This is a genomic window from Neobacillus sp., from assembly GCF_031988165.1.
Classification (GTDB): domain Bacteria; phylum Bacillota; class Bacilli; order Bacillales; family Cytobacillaceae; genus Neobacillus; species Neobacillus rhizosphaerae.
On sequence record NZ_DALZYO010000008.1, the window covers coordinates 17,801 to 34,740 of the forward strand.

General features: G+C 44.1%; 14 protein-coding genes. 13 read left to right on the forward strand and 1 reads right to left on the reverse strand.

Annotated features, from left to right (window positions below):
• The first annotated feature begins 52 nt into the window (after window positions 1-52).
• The 6 genes from nuoI to nuoN all read left to right on the forward strand — a co-directional run bounded on the left by nuoI (window position 53) and on the right by nuoN (window position 6,355).
• A complete protein-coding gene (gene nuoI, locus RTR43_RS06260; RefSeq protein ID WP_248734257.1) occupies window positions 53-472 on the forward strand; it encodes an NADH-quinone oxidoreductase subunit NuoI in 420 nt (139 codons plus the stop codon).
• Entirely contained in the window at window positions 469-987 is a 519-nt protein-coding gene (locus tag RTR43_RS06265) for an NADH-quinone oxidoreductase subunit J (RefSeq protein WP_248734256.1), read from the forward strand. The genes nuoI and RTR43_RS06265 overlap by 4 nt, the downstream gene beginning before the upstream one ends.
• Window positions 984-1,298: an NADH-quinone oxidoreductase subunit NuoK gene (gene nuoK / locus RTR43_RS06270; protein WP_248734255.1), complete on the forward strand. Its 315-nt coding sequence runs from the start codon at window positions 984-986 to the stop codon at window positions 1,296-1,298. Before RTR43_RS06265 ends, nuoK begins: the two co-directional genes overlap by 4 nt.
• A 189-nt stretch (window positions 1,299-1,487) precedes the next feature.
• Window positions 1,488-3,356, forward strand: coding sequence for an NADH-quinone oxidoreductase subunit L (gene nuoL / locus RTR43_RS06275; RefSeq protein ID WP_312470469.1), 1,869 nt, complete (start codon window positions 1,488-1,490; stop codon window positions 3,354-3,356).
• Window positions 3,353-4,864 carry an NADH-quinone oxidoreductase subunit M gene (locus tag RTR43_RS06280; RefSeq protein WP_248734253.1) on the forward strand — a complete coding sequence of 504 codons (1,512 nt, stop codon included), beginning with the start codon at window positions 3,353-3,355 and terminating at the stop codon, window positions 4,862-4,864. The genes nuoL and RTR43_RS06280 overlap by 4 nt, the downstream gene beginning before the upstream one ends.
• Window positions 4,865-4,870: 6 nt before the next feature.
• Window positions 4,871-6,355 carry an NADH-quinone oxidoreductase subunit NuoN gene (nuoN, locus tag RTR43_RS06285; RefSeq protein WP_312470472.1) on the forward strand — a complete coding sequence of 495 codons (1,485 nt, stop codon included), beginning with the start codon at window positions 4,871-4,873 and terminating at the stop codon, window positions 6,353-6,355.
• Window positions 6,356-6,675: 320 nt separating this feature from the next.
• Here nuoN and RTR43_RS06290 read toward each other — a convergent pair whose 3' ends face one another.
• The gene (locus RTR43_RS06290) at window positions 6,676-6,894 is read right to left on the reverse strand and encodes a hypothetical protein (protein ID WP_312470474.1); all 219 of its coding nucleotides are present in this window, start codon (window positions 6,892-6,894) and stop codon (window positions 6,676-6,678) included.
• Between the two features lie 139 nt (window positions 6,895-7,033).
• On the opposite strand from RTR43_RS06290, the gene RTR43_RS06295 reads away from it, so the two are divergent.
• The 7 genes from RTR43_RS06295 to RTR43_RS06325 all read left to right on the forward strand — a co-directional run bounded on the left by RTR43_RS06295 (window position 7,034) and on the right by RTR43_RS06325 (window position 16,926).
• Window positions 7,034-9,070, forward strand: a complete 2,037-nt coding sequence (locus RTR43_RS06295; protein WP_312470475.1) for a leucine-rich repeat domain-containing protein — start codon at window positions 7,034-7,036, stop codon at window positions 9,068-9,070.
• 382 nt (window positions 9,071-9,452) lie between these two features.
• Window positions 9,453-9,707: a DUF1146 family protein gene (locus RTR43_RS06300; protein WP_312470476.1), complete on the forward strand. Its 255-nt coding sequence runs from the start codon at window positions 9,453-9,455 to the stop codon at window positions 9,705-9,707.
• Between the two features lie 242 nt (window positions 9,708-9,949).
• Entirely contained in the window at window positions 9,950-10,762 is an 813-nt protein-coding gene (locus RTR43_RS06305) for a YwmB family TATA-box binding protein (RefSeq protein ID WP_312470477.1), read from the forward strand.
• A gap of 32 nt (window positions 10,763-10,794) precedes the next feature.
• The gene (gene murA / locus RTR43_RS06310; protein ID WP_312470478.1) at window positions 10,795-12,105 is read left to right on the forward strand and encodes a UDP-N-acetylglucosamine 1-carboxyvinyltransferase; all 1,311 of its coding nucleotides are present in this window, start codon (window positions 10,795-10,797) and stop codon (window positions 12,103-12,105) included.
• A gap of 270 nt (window positions 12,106-12,375) precedes the next feature.
• On the forward strand, window positions 12,376-13,413 hold the full coding sequence (gene spoIID / locus RTR43_RS06315) for a stage II sporulation protein D (RefSeq protein ID WP_312470479.1): 1,038 nt from the start codon (window positions 12,376-12,378) through the stop codon (window positions 13,411-13,413).
• Window positions 13,414-13,814: 401 nt separating this feature from the next.
• The gene (gene spoIIQ / locus RTR43_RS06320; protein WP_312470481.1) at window positions 13,815-14,651 is read left to right on the forward strand and encodes a stage II sporulation protein SpoIIQ; all 837 of its coding nucleotides are present in this window, start codon (window positions 13,815-13,817) and stop codon (window positions 14,649-14,651) included.
• A gap of 283 nt (window positions 14,652-14,934) precedes the next feature.
• On the forward strand, window positions 14,935-16,926 hold the full coding sequence (locus RTR43_RS06325) for a penicillin-binding transpeptidase domain-containing protein (protein WP_312470482.1): 1,992 nt from the start codon (window positions 14,935-14,937) through the stop codon (window positions 16,924-16,926).
• The last annotated feature ends 14 nt before the right edge of the window (window positions 16,927-16,940 follow it).

The following is a 16,940-nucleotide window of genomic DNA, read 5'->3' on the forward strand; positions in this document are numbered from 1 at the left end:
AATGGTACCTGACACCAAAAACCATCTTTAAAACGTAAAAGGGGTGAAAAACGTGCTTGGATTAGCAAAAGGCTTGAAATATACCCTAAAAAACTTAACACGCGAAAAGGTTACTTATGATTATCCGAACAAGCCGCTGCCGTTGCCAGACAGATTCCGCGGTATTCAAAAATTTTATCCGGAGAAGTGTATTGTTTGTAACCAGTGTGCGCAGATTTGCCCGACAGATTGTATCAATCTGACTGGTAAGAAGCATCCGGATCCAGCGAAAAAAGGGAAAATCATCGACACATATGACATTAACTTCGAGATTTGCATCCTTTGTGACCTATGTACGGAGGTTTGCCCAACGGAAGCCATCATCATGACCAATAACTTCGAGCTCGCTGAATACAGCCGTGACATGTTATTTAAAAACCTAGAGTGGTTGGATGAAAACGACGAAAACATACGGCAGGTGAATAAAGCATGACATTTTCAGGCGAATTCCTCGCTTTTATGGGACTCGCACTTGTTGCGATCATCGGCGGCGTGCTTCTGTTGAACCTTACAAAGGTTGTTCATATGGTCGTTGCCCTCATCTTCACATTTGTAGCGATAGCCGGCATTTACGTTCTGCTTTCCGCAGAGTTTATCGCCGCCGTGCAAATATTAATTTATTCAGGTGCGATTACGATTATCATGCTGTTCGGAATTATGTTAACGAAGCATGATGACGAAAGTGAACCAAAAACAGGAAAATGGCGAAAGATTCTCGTATTTTTAGGGATTGTTGGCTTTGCCTTTGCCGTTTATATTGGTATCTACAATTTCAATATCGAACAAGTTCCAACCACCTTGCATGAAAACAACACGATGCAAATTGGTAAAGAACTTTACTCAAAATATATCATTCCGTTTGAGTTGACTTCTGTTTTACTATTAGTAGCCCTAGTCGGATCGATTATTTTGGCAAAAAACGAGAAGAAGGAGGCAGATAGCGAATGAGCTCAGTTCCCGCTTCAGCCTTCCTGGCACTTGCACTTATTTTATTTTGCATCGGTTTATACGGTGCGCTGACTAAGAGAAACACCGTCATCGTCTTGATTTCAATCGAATTAATGCTGAACGCCGTGAATATTAATCTCGTAACCTTCAGCAAATACGGGATGACACCGTCAATTACCGGACAAATCTTTGCCCTGTTCGCCATCTGTGTGGCAGCAGCAGAAGCATCGGTCGGTCTAGCGATCCTTATCGCCCTGTACCGCACTAAGAAAACCGTCAACATCGACGAAATGAACACAATGAAAAACTAAAACTTTTAAGGTGTCAGGCACCACAAAAAGACACTTACGGCAATTTGTCCACCGTGGACGGACACTATCGATGTGAGAGCGTCCACTGCACACGTACAAATGTCCATGAAGGGTGTCAGGCACCATAAAATTAGACATTCGACAAAATTCGGGTGGTGACAGGTACCGCCCGAAAAGGGGATAGTGATAATGATGGAAAATGCATGGCTCATACCGCTTTTCCCGCTATTATCGTTTTTGATCCTTCTTCTATTCGGTAAGCGACTGAAGGAGGCGAGTGCCTTTGTGGGGATTATCTTCACACTGGCATCGCTTATCTTCTCGATTCTAGTGTTATTCGAGCGCTTTTCAGAGCCAACCTACATGACGAAATTTGAATGGCTCACAATAGGAGATCTGCATCTAACAGCGGGCTTTGAAGTGAATCAATTAAATGCATTAATGCTGTTTATCGTATCGCTCGTAAGTTTCTTAGTTCATACCTATTCCAAAGGGTACATGAACGGGGACGAACGGTTTCCAGTATTTTATGCCTATTTAGGATTATTTACGTTTGCAATGCTCGGGCTCGTCCTATCACCGAACCTGCTGCAAACTTATATTTTCTGGGAGCTTGTTGGTGTCGGTTCCTTCCTATTAATCGGTTTCTATTTTAACAAAGAAGAAGCGAAGGCTGCTGCCAAAAAGGCGTTCATCATGACCCGTATTGGGGACGTTGGACTCTTTATCGGCATGATCCTGCTCTTCTGGGAAACCAAAAGCTTTGAATATAGCGAAATTTTCAAAGCAGTCGACTCAGGCGCGGTGTCAGGCACCATGATTACCTTGACAGCGATCCTGATTTTTATCGGGGCAGTTGGAAAATCAGGTCAGTTCCCGCTCCATACGTGGCTTCCGGATGCGATGGAAGGACCGACGCCTGTTTCGGCCTTAATCCACGCCGCAACAATGGTTGCCGCTGGGGTTTATTTAGTCGCTGCACTTTTCCCGCTGTTCTTAGCTAGCAAAACCGCACTGTTAACGATTGCCGTCATCGGCGCGTTTACCGCGATATTTGCCGCCAGCATTGGTCTTGTGCAAACCGATATCAAAAGAGTTCTCGCTTACTCAACGGTCAGCCAGCTCGGCTACATGATGCTAGCGCTTGGCTCTGGTGGGTACGTTGCAGGTGTATTCCACCTCATGACACACGCGTTCTTCAAAGCGCTCCTATTCCTTGCTGCAGGCTCAGTCATTCACGCGGTCCATACGCAGAACATCGAGGAAATGGGCGGACTTTGGAAAAAATTAAAACTGACCGGACCATTATTCTTAATCGGAACACTTGCCATTAGCGGGGTGCCGTTATTATCCGGTTTCTTCAGTAAAGATGAAATTTTAATTGCGGCATGGGAAGGCGGACATCCAATCCTCTTCTTATTAGCACTTATTGCTGCATTCATGACCGCATTCTACATGTTCCGTCTGTTCTTCATGGTGTTCACCGGTAAAGCACGCAGCGAAATGAAACATGTTCACGAATCACCAAACAACATGACCTTCCCGATGATTCTCCTCGGCGTGCTTGCGATTGTTGCTGGTTACGTGAACACACCATGGTTCGGCTCGTTCTTTGGGGACTGGCTCGTTGACGGTAACCCCGTCCTCGGGCATGGCCATATTGAAGGTCCAATTTGGATTATGATTGCTGCAACCGTTGTTTCCTTACTCGGAATCTATGTTGCTTACTTGATGTACTTCAAACGCTCGCTTGCTCGCAATTGGCTAAGTGGCACAGGGGATACATTGCATACGATTTTACTGAACAAATATTACGTCGACGAATTTTATCAACTGACAGTCATCGCCTTCACGAAAGGCTTCAGCTACTTCTTACGGTTCATTGATGTCTTCGTGGTCGAAGGACTTGTCAAGGGCGTTGTCGGGATTGTCCAAGGGCTTGGAAAAACAGGCTCGAAAATGCAAACCGGACAGGTGCAAACGTACGGGGCAGTCGCCTTTATCGGACTGGCGCTACTCGCTGTCATCTTTGCCTTAACAGGGGGGTACTTACGATGAATTTACATTCGATTCTTTCAATCCTAGTATTCTCCCCTTTACTAGGAATCGTCGTTTTGGCCTTTTTGCCGAAACAATCGGAAAAACTAATTAAATGGGTCGGCTTTTTAGCGACCATTCCAGCACTCTTAATTGCGCTTGCTGCTTACTTGCACTTTCAGTGGGGCAAAGATTTAGCCGATTTTGCTGTATCGAAGTCGTGGATTCAATTTCGCGGCATGGGCGGCGCCCCTGAGCCATTTTTCTCGGTGAATTATGAGCTCGGGCTAAGCGGTTTTCAGCTCTTGCTTGTCGTCCTTACAGCCGTCGTTGCCACACTCTCTGCCATTGCGGCGGTAAAGTTTGTGAAAAAGGAATGGAAAGGCTACTTCATGCTGTTCCTTCTATTAGAAATCGGCATGCTCGGAGTCTTTACCGCAGAAAACTTAATCTTGTTCTTCATCTTCTTCGAGGTGACCCTGATTCCAACCTTCTTCTTAATCGGAAAATGGGGTTATTTTGAAAAAGAAAAAGCAGCATACAGCTTCTTAATTTATAACGGTTTAGGGTCAGCCGTCCTTTTAATCGTCATTATGATTCTGTTTGCGAAAACAGGAACAACCAATATTGAGATGCTGACAAAAATTATCGCAGACCCAAGTGCACCGCTTTCTGGTGACTTGAAGCTTGGCTTATTAATCGCCCTTTTGGTGGCCTTTGGAGTAAAATTACCAATTTTCCCATTGCACAGCTGGATGCTGAAGGTGCACGTTCAGGCACCGCCAGCGGTTGTCATGATTCACTCTGGGATTCTACTAAAAATAGGTGCGTACGGATTAATTCGTTTTGGATTGGGCATTTTTCCCGAGCAGTTTAAGACTCTTGCGACGCTGCTTGCGGTACTTGGAGTCATCAATCTACTCTACGGGGCGTTTCTAGCGTTCATTCAAACAGACTTTAAAATGGTTTTAGCGTATTCGTCGATTTCACATATGGGAATCGTGTTAATCGGACTTGCGGCTATGAACGAGGCTGGGGTTCAAGGGGCGATTTTCCAAGTGATTTCACACGGATTGATTTCCGCATTATTATTCTTCCTAGTGGGAGTATTGTACGAGCGAACCGATACATCGCTCATCGAAAATCTGGGCGGAATGGCGAAGGGCATGCCGATTGCCGCAGGCTTCTTACTGGCCGGCGCAATGGCCTCGCTCGGATTACCGGGTATGTCCGGATTCGTCAGCGAATTTATGGCGTTCCTCGGATTGTTCAAAGAATTACCGTGGATTGCCGCTGTTGGTACCATCGGCATTATCATGACGGCCGCTTACTTGTTGCGTGCTGTCCTTGGGATGACCTACGGCAAGGCACACCGTGAATTTACTGGCGTCCTTGACCTGAAGGGCGTCGAATTCGTACCAGTTGTTGTTCTTTTTGTATTAATCGTGTTAATCGGCGTTTACCCAAGTGTTTTAAGCGCACCGCTTCAAACGACACTGGAAACAATCATGCTTGGGTTAGGAGGGTGATGAAGGATGAGTCTGAAGACATTAAGTGAGTTTAACTGGAGTGTCATGACACCGGAGTTCATCATCCTTGGTGTAATCGCACTGCTTACATTATTAGATTTATTTATGCCAAAGCGTCTGGACCGTCGAATTCTTGGCTGGCTGAGCATTGCGGGGATTTTTGCCGCGATTGTCTCGGTTGTGAGCTTACTAAACGTAGAGCCAACCTCGATTTTGCATGATACGTTTACACTTGATACCTTTGGCAAGGCATTTAAACTACTTCTTCTTGCCGGCGCCGGGCTGGTCATGTTTTTGGCGGTCAGCTACGAGGCAAAGGATGGCATGGAAGACTACCGCGGCGAGTTTTATTACTTATTCTTAACGGCCTTGCTCGGTGCAATGTTCATGACATCAAGCAGCGATTTGATTACGCTGTTTATCGGTTTAGAATTGTTATCGATTTCTTCTTATATATTAGCCGGCATCCGTAAGCACAACCTACAGTCAAACGAATCAGCGATGAAATACGTCATCAATGGCGGAATTTCCACAGCGATTACGTTATTCGGGATGAGCTATGTTTACGGCTTAACTGGGACAACCAATTTGGGGGAAATCGCCAATACGCTGTCGATGATAGCGGATGGTCAGCAGGCCTACTTGCTTGGCCTCGCTTTCTTAATGATTTTCGTTGGTTTATCGTTTAAATTGGCTTCGGCACCGTTTCATATGTGGGCGCCGGACGTTTATCAAGGGGCACCAACACCGGTTACAGCGTTCCTTAGTGTTGTCTCCAAAACGGCTGGATTTGTGATTGTGATTCGAATTCTGGTTGCTGTGTTTTACAATGCTGCTCCATCAGGAGAAGGCGGCAGTATCCTATTCAGAATGCACGATTACCTCGCTTTCCTTGCTGCGGCAACGATGATCATCGGTAACATAGTCGCCTTGAAACAAACGAATATTAAACGAATGTTTGCTTATTCGAGTATTGCCCACGCGGGTTATCTGCTTGTGGCCTTAACGACGATGAGCTCGAATTTGATTTTTTCGGTTTGGTTTTATCTGCTGGCCTACATGTTAATGAACCTTGGCGCGTTTGCGGTCATCCAAGTCATTACGGAAAAATCCGGTTCGACGAAGATTGCGGACTTCGCTGGGCTATATCGACGATCACCGGTTCTTGCCGTCACGATGGGAATTTTACTGGTTTCCTTGGCAGGTTTCCCGGGCACGGCCGGCTTTATTGGAAAATTAAACATCTTTGTCGGCGCCTTTTACGGCGAACCGCATTATGTGCTGGCTTCGATCATGATTGCGACCACCGTCGTATCCTATTTTTACTATTTCGGCGTTATGACGCAAATGTTCTTCCGCCCTGCTCGCGACGAAAGCAAATTCAACGTTCCATTTGGAATCATCGTTGTCTTAATCATTGCCGTTGTCGGCTCAGTATTGTTCGGTATTGCGCCAAACATCGCCTTAGATTTCATGAACAATCTCAAGTAATGTTTTGAAAAAAGTAATAGAAGTGATTTCATGCGCTGGCTAGCCAGGTTGCTGCAGCGAAGCTGAAGTCAAAGTAACAGGGGCGAATAAGGTGGCCGTCTACCTTAGGGAAGGAAGCTAGCCTGAAATTTGTTTCTGATGGCTAGTATTGCAGAAATTTTGAACAGATAGCATGATGAGCAAGAGCGCTGGTGCCACGAAAATCGTGGTCTGCTTTTGCTGAAGTGTCAAATTAAAGGGGTATTATCTAGAAAGAAGAGGTTGGGGAGCCTCTTCTTTCTTTGCGTTTTGAAGGTGGAAACGAGCAGGATTCTGCAGAATTAGAGAGGAATTCCGCTGGATATCCAGTAACCGCTAACTACAGCGCAAATTCCGCCAACTCTTGATACAATTCCGCCATCATAACAAATAATCCCGCTAAGTTCTTGATAATATCCAGGGATCCACCAAACTTTTCCATATTTCTGGATGATTCCACCGATTTTCGAATTAATTCCGCCAACTTCACAAATAATACCGCTACCATCACTCGAATCCATCTAAAATACCAAGGAAATGACATAATTTTTCAAAATACGAAATCAAAAATAGAAAAATATGGAGTATAATGGAATATGCTAGATAATCTGCACTATATAGTAGATTATTAGATTAATTTTTTTGCAAAAGGAGGGCACAATGAAAAAACTACGAATAATTTTGATGTTTCTAGTGGTGATTACATCATTTCAGTTAATTCAGCTGACTGGCTCGGCCCAGGTTCAAAAGCCAGTGGCCATCTTTTATTCTCCTCATCAAGATGATGAACTGCTCAGCATGGGGATGGGCATTATCAACAGCATTGCCCAAGGCTATGAGGTCCATTTGGTACTGATGACGGATGGCGGCGGCGCAACCGACGCCTTAAATGCTGTGAACAAAAAACTGGAGAAAGAGAAATTTGCACCGCTCACAAGGGAAGATTTCATCAAAGCACGCACCGAAGAATTCCAGCAGTCCGCGGCATCACTTGGGGTTAAGATGGAAAACATCCACCTGATGAATTTCCCTGATGGCAAGCTAACATACAATCAAGCAAAACAAACAATCGAAACCTTCGAAAAGACTTACCCACATGCGATACATAAATCGATGTCCTATGCGGATTGGCATTCGGACCATGCCGTTATGGGAAAGGCACTAAATGATTTATATAATGAACATAAAATCCGTGACGTGCGTTTTTATGTTAAAAATGTTCAATATAATACGATACCAGGCAGCAACGAAGCTCCAAAGCAAATGACAGAAGCAAATCTACAAAAGATAAAAAATGCATCCTCTGTTTATAAACAATGGGCGCCAGCTTCACAAAAATATTCGATCGGCTATATTTCGGTGCCAAGCAATTTTGCTGGGCTCGAAAAAGATCCGCAAAGCCGAACACACTTGGCAAATACTCCTAATATGCCAGCTGCGCACAAGCTCGCAAAATCGATGGCGAGTGGACAAGCTGACGGTCCTATATCTGACACTAACCTGGCAGCTACGATTAAAACGGAGCTAGGTGTCACCGATCGGGAACTAACCGAGGATGATTTATCAGCATTAACAGCGCTTCATGCGGCCGGAAAAGGGATATCCAGTCTAGAAGGCTTGCAATTAGCAAAAAATCTCAAATTTCTAGTCCTTGACAACAATAAAATTTCTGATTTAATGCCACTAAAAGGGCTGACACAGTTAAATGAGCTCTACCTGAAGGATAACCAAATTGGAAATTTGGCGCCGCTCAACGAACTGACTAACTTAGCAGCGCTGAATTTTGACTTTAATCAGGTCACCGACCTTGGTCCAATTTCTTCCTTAACCAATTTACAGGTGCTGACGTTTAATAATAATAAGGTTTCGAATCTTGTTCCGCTTGCTCCGTTGACGAATTTGATAACACTTTCAATGGATAGCAATTTTTTCAAAGACATTACCCCTTTAAAAAACATGACGAGCTTAAATGCGTTATCTTTTTTTAATGTCGATCTGGATTTAAGCAAAGGCAGTGGCAATAGTGGAATCCTTGACAGGTTGGCCCCACAAGCAAGCGTTTATTATTCTAGTGTAAAAGTAACGCGGAGCTATCACACGAATCGGATGGTCGGGATTTCCTGGAGGTACCTTGATAGCAGTATCGATAAAGTGCAAATCCGTATTAACGACAACAAACCGGTAGAAGTGAATGGCGGCACGACAAATTATTTGTTTGTGAATTTGAATCCGGGCCAAACCTATAATCTGACCATTTCCGCTTTTAGTAAAGGAAATATGAGTTTTACCGGCGATATGACGGTGGCAACTGATGCCAAAGTAATCATGAGCAAGTGGCTGGCGGTCGACCGTGATTGGTATTTTATTAACCCGGCTACCGGCAATCTAAGCACCGGCTGGCTCAAGGATAATGGCAAGTGGTATTACCTTGGTGCTAATGGGAAAATGAACTCAGGCTGGGTAAAGGTGAATGGCAAGTGGTATTACCTGGCGACTAGCGGTGCAATGAAGACGGGGTGGAACCTAGATAAAGGTAAGTGGTATTATCTTGATAGTTCTGGCGCTATGCGCACCGGATGGCTATACGTTAATCGAAATTGGTATTACCTCGAAAGCTCGGGGGTAATGAAGACGGGCAGGGCTTTGATTGGTGGCAAGTGGTATTACTTCAATGCGAGTGGCAGCATGCGCCGCTAACATTTGGTTTGAAAGCCGTGTCTGAACTGGACGCGGCTTTTTTTGTGAGAAGGCGGGTAAATGAAAGAGTCGGTTTGTTTGGTAAAATGAGTGGGTGAATGAACGAGTCAGCTTTTTAGCGAAAAGGAAGGCTGAATTTGTGAGTCGGCTTGTTTGGCGAGAAGGAAGCCTAAATTAATGACGCGACTTTTTAAATTTTTGACGCTGTTTTTTACGGATAGGAAGTATGAACGATCCACGTAGCACACTTTTAAGTGTTTTTTGAAATTGTCATTAATTTGTCACAATTACCACGAAAGTTGAAAAATAAAGAAACAGTTAAGTATTTCTCTCGTCTATATGTTAGAATAGTCACAGTGTGTAAAAAGGGGGTAGCAGAAGGATGAATGACTTTGGTCAAATCGCGTTGGTAAGCATACTGTCACATTTGCTGTTTATTGCCATTTCGTGGTGGGCGCTCCAGGCAATTCGTTTAGAAAAATTGCTCAAAGCCAATCATGTGTTTCAGGCACGATTACTGTACATATTATTAGCCATTTTCATCGGATCATCTGTTAGTAACTTTTTCCTTGATTATCTTCAGTGGTCAAGACAACTGCCATTAATTCTGCAGTTGGCACAATTGGTAAAAATTTAGGTCTTCGTACATGTTCCCATTTACGAGAATTTTGAGTACAATTTTCTTTATGTGGAAAGCTATGTATGTCTTACAATTGAAGTAATAGATCTCGGTTGGATTATTATAGGTAAAGGTCGGACGTTTTACGACCGATTATTCATTTTCAATAGTCGAATTTGGTATTTGTCTAAATGTGACGACATTTCCCAAGTATGCTCTCCTGCTGCCTGGTAACAATGGTAGTAAGGGGGAGTAGAGAGATGAACAGAAATAGTAAGATTTTTTTAAGCGTGATTGCGATAATTAGTTTTATCCTGGTTGTTATTGGGAACCGCACAACTGAAGCTTATGGCGGCCTGGATTTATTTCATATCGACGGTGTCGATGCCTTACTTTTTCAAAAAGATGAAAGCAATCCTGACTTGGCGAAAATCGGATCTGTTTTGCAAGCCGAAAATATTTTGCTCAATGAATGGTCGTTTTATGCACGAGAGCATCTTTCTGGCATGAAAAGTGAGCAGGAAGTGAAGGAATACGTAGAAAAGCTTCAGCAAAAGTTTCCCGACTGGGATTGGTCTGTAAAAAGCACCAGCCAAAAATGGGAAGCAATAGCAGTATCTCCAACAGCTAAAAACCACAGCGAAAAGCTTCAAATTATGGCAACCCACACAAAACAACCTGTCAATGCGTATATAGTTTATAGTGTTAGCGGTAAGGAGTGGAACAAGGCTCAAGAAGCCTATTTCACAAGCGATCATTTTAAAAATAGGCTATCTGACATATTTCGAGGAAAACCAACAGTTTTTTCTTGTATGAAGGGCGTAGTCAGTGATAAGATTGATACGGCTTTACCTACAGCAGTAAGCAAGTTACTGTCTAGTTTTAATGCAAAAGAAATCGAAGCGTTAAAAGAGGAGACATTCATGTCTGTTTCGGCGACATCGCCTATGTTTACAGGCTCCATAGATAATCAAAAAAATAACATGAATTTGCAAATTGGCATACGCTCCGAAGGATTGGGCGCAAAGACTACCATCGTAGTTGGCACACCAATCATTACGATTGAATATTAATATAGAGAAAATGGACGCGGAGGGGAATACTCTTGGAAAAGATCATCGTCCGCGGCGGACAAAGGCTGTTTGGAACGGTAAAAGTTGAAGGTGCAAAAAATGCCGTCCTGCCTGTTATCGCTGCAACATTATTAGCAAGTGACGGAAAAAGTGTAATTCGTGATGTACCTACACTCTCCGATGTATACACAATTAATGAAGTCTTACGCAATTTAAATGCTGAAGTGGGATTTGATAATAATACAGTTGTTGTTGATGCATCCAGAGAGTTGAAAGTTGAAGCACCATTCGAATATGTTCGGAAAATGCGAGCGTCTGTCCTTGTCATGGGATCATTGCTAGCACGCAATGGCCGAGCACGTGTCGCTCTTCCAGGAGGATGTGCGATTGGATCTCGACCTATCGACCAGCACTTAAAGGGCTTTGAAGCCATGGGTGCCTCGGTGAAGGTAGGAAATGGCTTTATCGAAGCAGAGGTAGACGGTCGCTTAAAAGGAGCAAAAATTTATTTGGACTTCCCAAGTGTTGGTGCCACTGAAAACATTATGATGGCAGCAACCCTTGCACAGGGCACAACCATCATTGAGAACGTCGCAAAAGAACCAGAAATCGTTGACTTGGCAAACTTTTTGAACAAAATGGGCGCTAGGGTGAAAGGTGCCGGTACGGGTACACTTCGGATTGAAGGCGTTGATGTATTATTTGGCGCCGATCACAACATTATTCCTGACCGGATTGAAGCGGGGACCTTTATGGTTGCAGCCGCGATTACGGGCGGAAATGTAGTAGTAAAGGGCGCAGTTCCTGAGCATTTATCTTCCTTGATTGCCAAAATGGAGGAAATGGGTGTTGAAATTTTTGAGGAAGAGGATGGCGTAAGGGTCATCGGTCCTGATCAATTGAAGGCTGTTGACATCAAAACGATGCCGCATCCCGGCTTCCCAACCGACATGCAATCACAAATGATGGCATTATTGCTTCGTGCACAAGGCACATCGATGATTACGGAAACGGTATTCGAGAACCGTTTCATGCATGTAGAGGAGTTCCGTCGCATGAATGCTGAAATTAAAATTGAAGGTCGTTCGGTTATTTTAAATGGTCCTTCCAATTTGCAAGGTGCAGAAGTGTCGGCAACTGACCTTCGTGCAGCGGCAGCTCTCATTTTAACCGGACTTGTTTCTGAAGGAAACACACGGGTCACAGAGTTAAAACACTTAGACCGCGGCTATGTAAACTTCCATGGCAAGCTCGCTTCATTAGGCGCTGACATCGAACGGGTAAAAGAAGTGGATGAAACCTTCATCGAGATAGAAAATTACGTATCGGATATGAACGCGTAGTTGCGTTGTATTGGACGTACGGATTGCTAGAGATGAACCTCAGGCTTAAGCTGAGTAGACAATTAAACACGAAAACAAAGCAACGGGGCCTAGAGATGAATTGGGTCCTGTTTTTATTTTGTTTGATTTTATGGATTAGGAGAAGTACATCATGCTCATACTTTAATAAAAAAATCTGTAATAAATGCTTGTCCGCCCCCATATGTATGAATGGAGACACAACCTGGCAGATGGTGCCGGCTGTGAATTTTTCAAACTGGAGGCACAATCATGAAAAAAATCAAACCACTCATCGTACTAGCATCACTCTTCATTGCCCTAACCTTGATTATTCCCGCAGTGCTTGTATTACCATTTTCAGGGGAACATCACGCAAGCGGAAAGCTGGGGGAGGATTTAACCAAGGTCCCGGCTAAAGAAACGAAGGCACCAGGACCCTCCGCGGACGAAGCGGTTGAAGTTGCAGTATTTCGTTCTGCAAAATCGAAAATTGAGAAAGTACCATTAGAAGATTATCTTGTTGGGGTGGTTGCGGCTGAGATGCCCGCGGAATTTAAGGAGGAAGCACTCAAAGCACAGGCGCTAACAGCGAGAACCTATATCGTAAAAAGATTGTTAACGAAGGATACGATGGGGACTCCAAAGGGTGCCCAGGTTACAGATACCCCCATCCATCAGGCGTACAGGAGTGATGACCAATTACGGAAGGAATGGGGGATGAAGTACGACGAGAAGAGGAAGAAGATTTTAGAGGCTGTTAGGAAGACGAGCGGGCAAATTTTAACCTACAAGGGCGAAGTGATTACGGCGACCTTTTTCTCGACAAGTAATGGTTACACGGAAAATTCAGAAGACTACTGGCCAAGCACCTACCCATATTTAAGAAGTGTTTCAAGTCCATGGGATAAAAGTTCTCCTAAATTTAACTTTCAAAAGGTGCTGACGGTTAAGGAATTTGAAGCAAAGATGGGCGTGAAAATTGGTTCAGGTGGGACGATTGGAAAAATTGTTGAAAAAACAGCTGGTAAACGCGTTGGAAAAGTGGATTTCAATGGAAAGGTGCTGTCCGGAAAGGATATCCGAGAAAAACTTGACCTGAAGTCATCTGACTTTGCATGGGAACGCAAGGGTAACAATATTGTCATCTCAACGAAGGGCTTCGGCCACGGCGTGGGCATGAGCCAGTATGGCGCGAACGGCATGGCAGAAGAAGGTGCGGATTATAAAAAGATTGTGAAGCACTATTATCAGGGTGTTGAGATTACTTCGGCGGCGACCATGCTTGCCACGATAACGGCACAGAAATAGTGGATTGAATAGTTTAAGTTACCTAAGCCAGGCGCGAAGCCTGGCTTTTTAGCTTTAAGTGGGGTGAATGTTAGCGGTTTAAGGGAAAAGGAGAAGTGGACGATAACACTAGCAAAACATATTATATTGCGAACTCTATTAAATGGAGGGACTCTTTGATATTGCAGGTAAACCAATTACGACCAAGGCAGAGATAAACTATCATCTCATACAGAAGCAAATCGTTTTAAGAATCGAAACACCGGGTCCATGATTCTGAAATTAATTTTAACAAAATATAATTTTTTCACTTTCATGCATAAAAAGCTTAGCATTGTTGAAAAATAAGTTTTAAAAAAATTTTTTAGATTCGTGTATATAATTCTAGTTATCTGTTCAGAATGATTGCTGAGGTGATGAAAATGAGAGAGGAAGAAAACAAACGATCTTCTCAAAGTTCCAGCGTAAAACGCTTTTTCAAAAAGCGTTGGGTATTTCCAGCCATCTATATCGCAAGTGCAGCAATCATTTTAACAGGAGTTCTTTGGTATCAAGCGAGCAGCAGCAATACAGACAAATACGATTATAAGTCTACTGATCTCACTGGTAAAAAGAACCAACCCAAAGCTGTCGAAGTTAACAAAACAATGGAAAACTTCAAAATGCCTGTGGCAAAAGCGGATGAGGCTGTCGTTAAAATGAAATTCTATGATTTCCAAGGCAAAGCAGAAGACCAGGAAGCAGCATTAGTATTTTACAACAATACTTATGTTCAAAACATGGGTGTCGATCTTGCCATGAAAAATGGCGAAGCGTTTGATGTTACAGCATCACTTAGCGGTACCGTCACTCGTGTCGAGGATGATGCTGTTCTCGGAAACGTCATTGAAATCGAGCACGACAAAGGTATTGTAACACAATATCAATCCGTTAAAGACATAAAAGTTAAGGTTGGCGAACAAGTAAAACAGGGCAAAGTCATTGCCAAGGCTGGACAAAGCTTGTTCAATGAAAAAGCTGGAATACATGTACATTTTGAAATCCGTAAAGACGGCGTTGCTGTAAACCCAACGAGCTATTTTGAAAAATCGTTGAGCACATTACAGGAAAACAAGCTTTCGGACGATAAAAAATCAATCGAATCTCCAAGCTTAAAAAAGCAACAAAAGCTTGAAGACCTAGAAAAGTCAACAGACGACAATCAGTCCTCTGACACACAAGACGAATCTACAAATTCCAGTCAAAACAAAAACTCATAAAAACGTAACAAAGGGGAAGGGGATGCTTTCCTCTTTTTTTGCATTTAGGGCAAAAAAAATGGTGCCTGACACCATATTATATCTTTTCACCATGTAAATAAGATTATTGCTGCGAAATTATTGTTTCTTTACTAGTGCTATTAGTGGTGCAGACACCCACCTCAAGAAAATGTTCTCCAAACGAGGACAAATGTATTTCTATGGTGCCTGACACCATGTTTTTGCGTTAAAACGATTTGTTGGTGCATATATGTTAGAATGGTAATAAAAGGGGGGGATTTGGTTGAGGAAATTAGCAGGGTTCTTGCTGCTGATTGTTGTTTTAGTGTTTACTGGCTGCAGTAAGGAGCCTACACCACAGGAAAGATTCTCTGAATACATAGCTCTATGGAATCAGCAAAAGTTTACTCAGATGTATGATTATCTTTCAAAGGATGCGAAACAGAAAATCACCAAAGAAGAATTTACGAGTCGCTATCAAAAAATTTACGAAGATCTTCAGATTACTAACCTCAAGATTAAATTCAAAGAGCCAAAAAAGGATAAACAGGCAGATCAAGAACAAGCCAACTATTCCTTTAGCGCTAAAATGAACAGCATTGCAGGAACGATTCAATTTACCCAAAAAGCTAGATTGCATCAGGAAGAAAGAGACAATAAGAAAAACTGGTATGTAGACTGGAATACTGAGTATATTTTTCCGGATTTAAAGGAAGAAGACACGATTGGATTAAGGACAACTTCGCCAAAACGAGGGGAGATTGTCGACCGTAATGGTACCGGGCTGGCGGTGAACGGGCAGGTGTATGAAGTGGGCGTGGTAGCCGGAAAGGCAGAGGCGCCTGTTATCGAGCAATTAGCTTCCCTGTTAAAAATGACGCCTGAGCAAATTAACAAGACACTCGGCGCAAGCTGGGTGAAACCTGGGCAGTTTGTACCACTGAAAAAGGTATCGATGGAGGACAAGGAGCGGGTTGCCCAGTTGGTCGCGCTCGAGCCGGTACAGACGCGGAAAGTGGAGGCACGGATTTACCCTTACAAGGAGGCAGCAGCGCAGCTGGTGGGCTATGTCGGCGCGATAACGGCGGACGAGCTGGCAAAGCGAAAGGATAAGGGCTACACTAGTCAAGATGTCATTGGCAAACGGGGCCTTGAGCAGGTGTTGGACGAGAAGTTAAAGGGCGAGAGCGGTGTCAAAATCATCATTAAAAAGAAGGGTGACGGAACAGATGTTGTGCTCGCAGAAAAGGCAGTAGTGGACGGGAAGGATATTAAGCTGACCATCAATGCCGATTTGCAGGCGGTGATTTATGACGAACTGGCCGGAGAAGCTGGTACCGCTGCAGCCATGAACCCTGTTAACGGTGAAACGCTGGCACTTGTCAGTAGCCCGGCGTTTGACCCGAATCAGGCGGCGCTCGGCTTTTCAGCTGATGAATGGAAGGCGTTACAGGAGGATAAACGGAAGCCGCTGACGACACGCTTTACCCAGGCGTATGCCCCGGGATCTGTCATGAAGGCAATTACGGCCTCTATCGGGCTTGCAAGTGGGGCAGTCAACCCGGCTGAGCAGGTGGCCATCCTCGGGCCGAAATGGCAAAAGGACAACTCATGGGGCGGCTATTTTGTGACACGGGTCCATGTGGGAAGTCCGGTTAACCTGGAAAAAGCGCTCGTCTTTTCCGATAATATTTATTTCGCCCAGGCAGCGTTGAAAACAGGAAAAGAAGCGTTCGTGGACGGGCTGAAGAAGTTTGGCTTTGAGGAGAAGCTTAAATACCCGTATCCGTTGGAGACATCGACTATCGGCCGGATGGACAGTGATATTGCGCTTGCCGACTCGGGTTACGGTCAGGGGCAAATTCAAATGAGCATTGTTCATCTGCTGACCTCCTATACTCCGTTTATGAATAATGGCAATATGATGAAACCGATTCTATTAGATGAGGAAGAACGAGGGCAGGTACTGAAGGAGGCCGTGGTCACAGGGGAGCAGGCAGGTCTGATTGCAGCTGATTTACGGAAGGTCGTTGGCGACGCAGGTGGGACAGCCCATGCCGCTGAAATGGCGGAATATCCACTCGCAGGAAAAACAGGGACAGCGGAAATCAAGCAGAAGCAAGGAGAAACCGGAGCAGAGAACGGCTGGTTTATCGCTTATAACGCGGATTCGCCAAGCCTAATGGTCGCGATGATGGTTGAGGATGTCCAGGGGCGTGGCGGCTCACAGGTACCGGTGAAAAAGGTGAAGAATATTTATATGAAATTGAAATGAGGCACGTGTGGTGT

Bases quoted from the DNA above. Each gene is read 5' to 3' on its own strand.
- spoIID (WP_312470479.1), top strand. From the start codon at position 12,376: ATGAAAAAAATCAAACCACTCATCGTACTAGCATCACTCTTCATTGCC.
- RTR43_RS06300 (WP_312470476.1), top strand. From the start codon at position 9,453: ATGAATGACTTTGGTCAAATCGCGTTGGTAAGCATACTGTCACATTTG.
- RTR43_RS06295 (WP_312470475.1), top strand. From the start codon at position 7,034: ATGAAAAAACTACGAATAATTTTGATGTTTCTAGTGGTGATTACATCA.
- nuoN (WP_312470472.1), top strand. From the start codon at position 4,871: ATGAGTCTGAAGACATTAAGTGAGTTTAACTGGAGTGTCATGACACCG.
- RTR43_RS06265 (WP_248734256.1), top strand. From the start codon at position 469: ATGACATTTTCAGGCGAATTCCTCGCTTTTATGGGACTCGCACTTGTT.
- RTR43_RS06305 (WP_312470477.1), top strand. From the start codon at position 9,950: ATGAACAGAAATAGTAAGATTTTTTTAAGCGTGATTGCGATAATTAGT.
- spoIIQ (WP_312470481.1), top strand. From the start codon at position 13,815: ATGAGAGAGGAAGAAAACAAACGATCTTCTCAAAGTTCCAGCGTAAAA.
- RTR43_RS06290 (WP_312470474.1), bottom strand. From the start codon at position 6,894: ATGGATTCGAGTGATGGTAGCGGTATTATTTGTGAAGTTGGCGGAATT.
- RTR43_RS06280 (WP_248734253.1), top strand. From the start codon at position 3,353: ATGAATTTACATTCGATTCTTTCAATCCTAGTATTCTCCCCTTTACTA.
- nuoL (WP_312470469.1), top strand. From the start codon at position 1,488: ATGATGGAAAATGCATGGCTCATACCGCTTTTCCCGCTATTATCGTTT.
- nuoK (WP_248734255.1), top strand. From the start codon at position 984: ATGAGCTCAGTTCCCGCTTCAGCCTTCCTGGCACTTGCACTTATTTTA.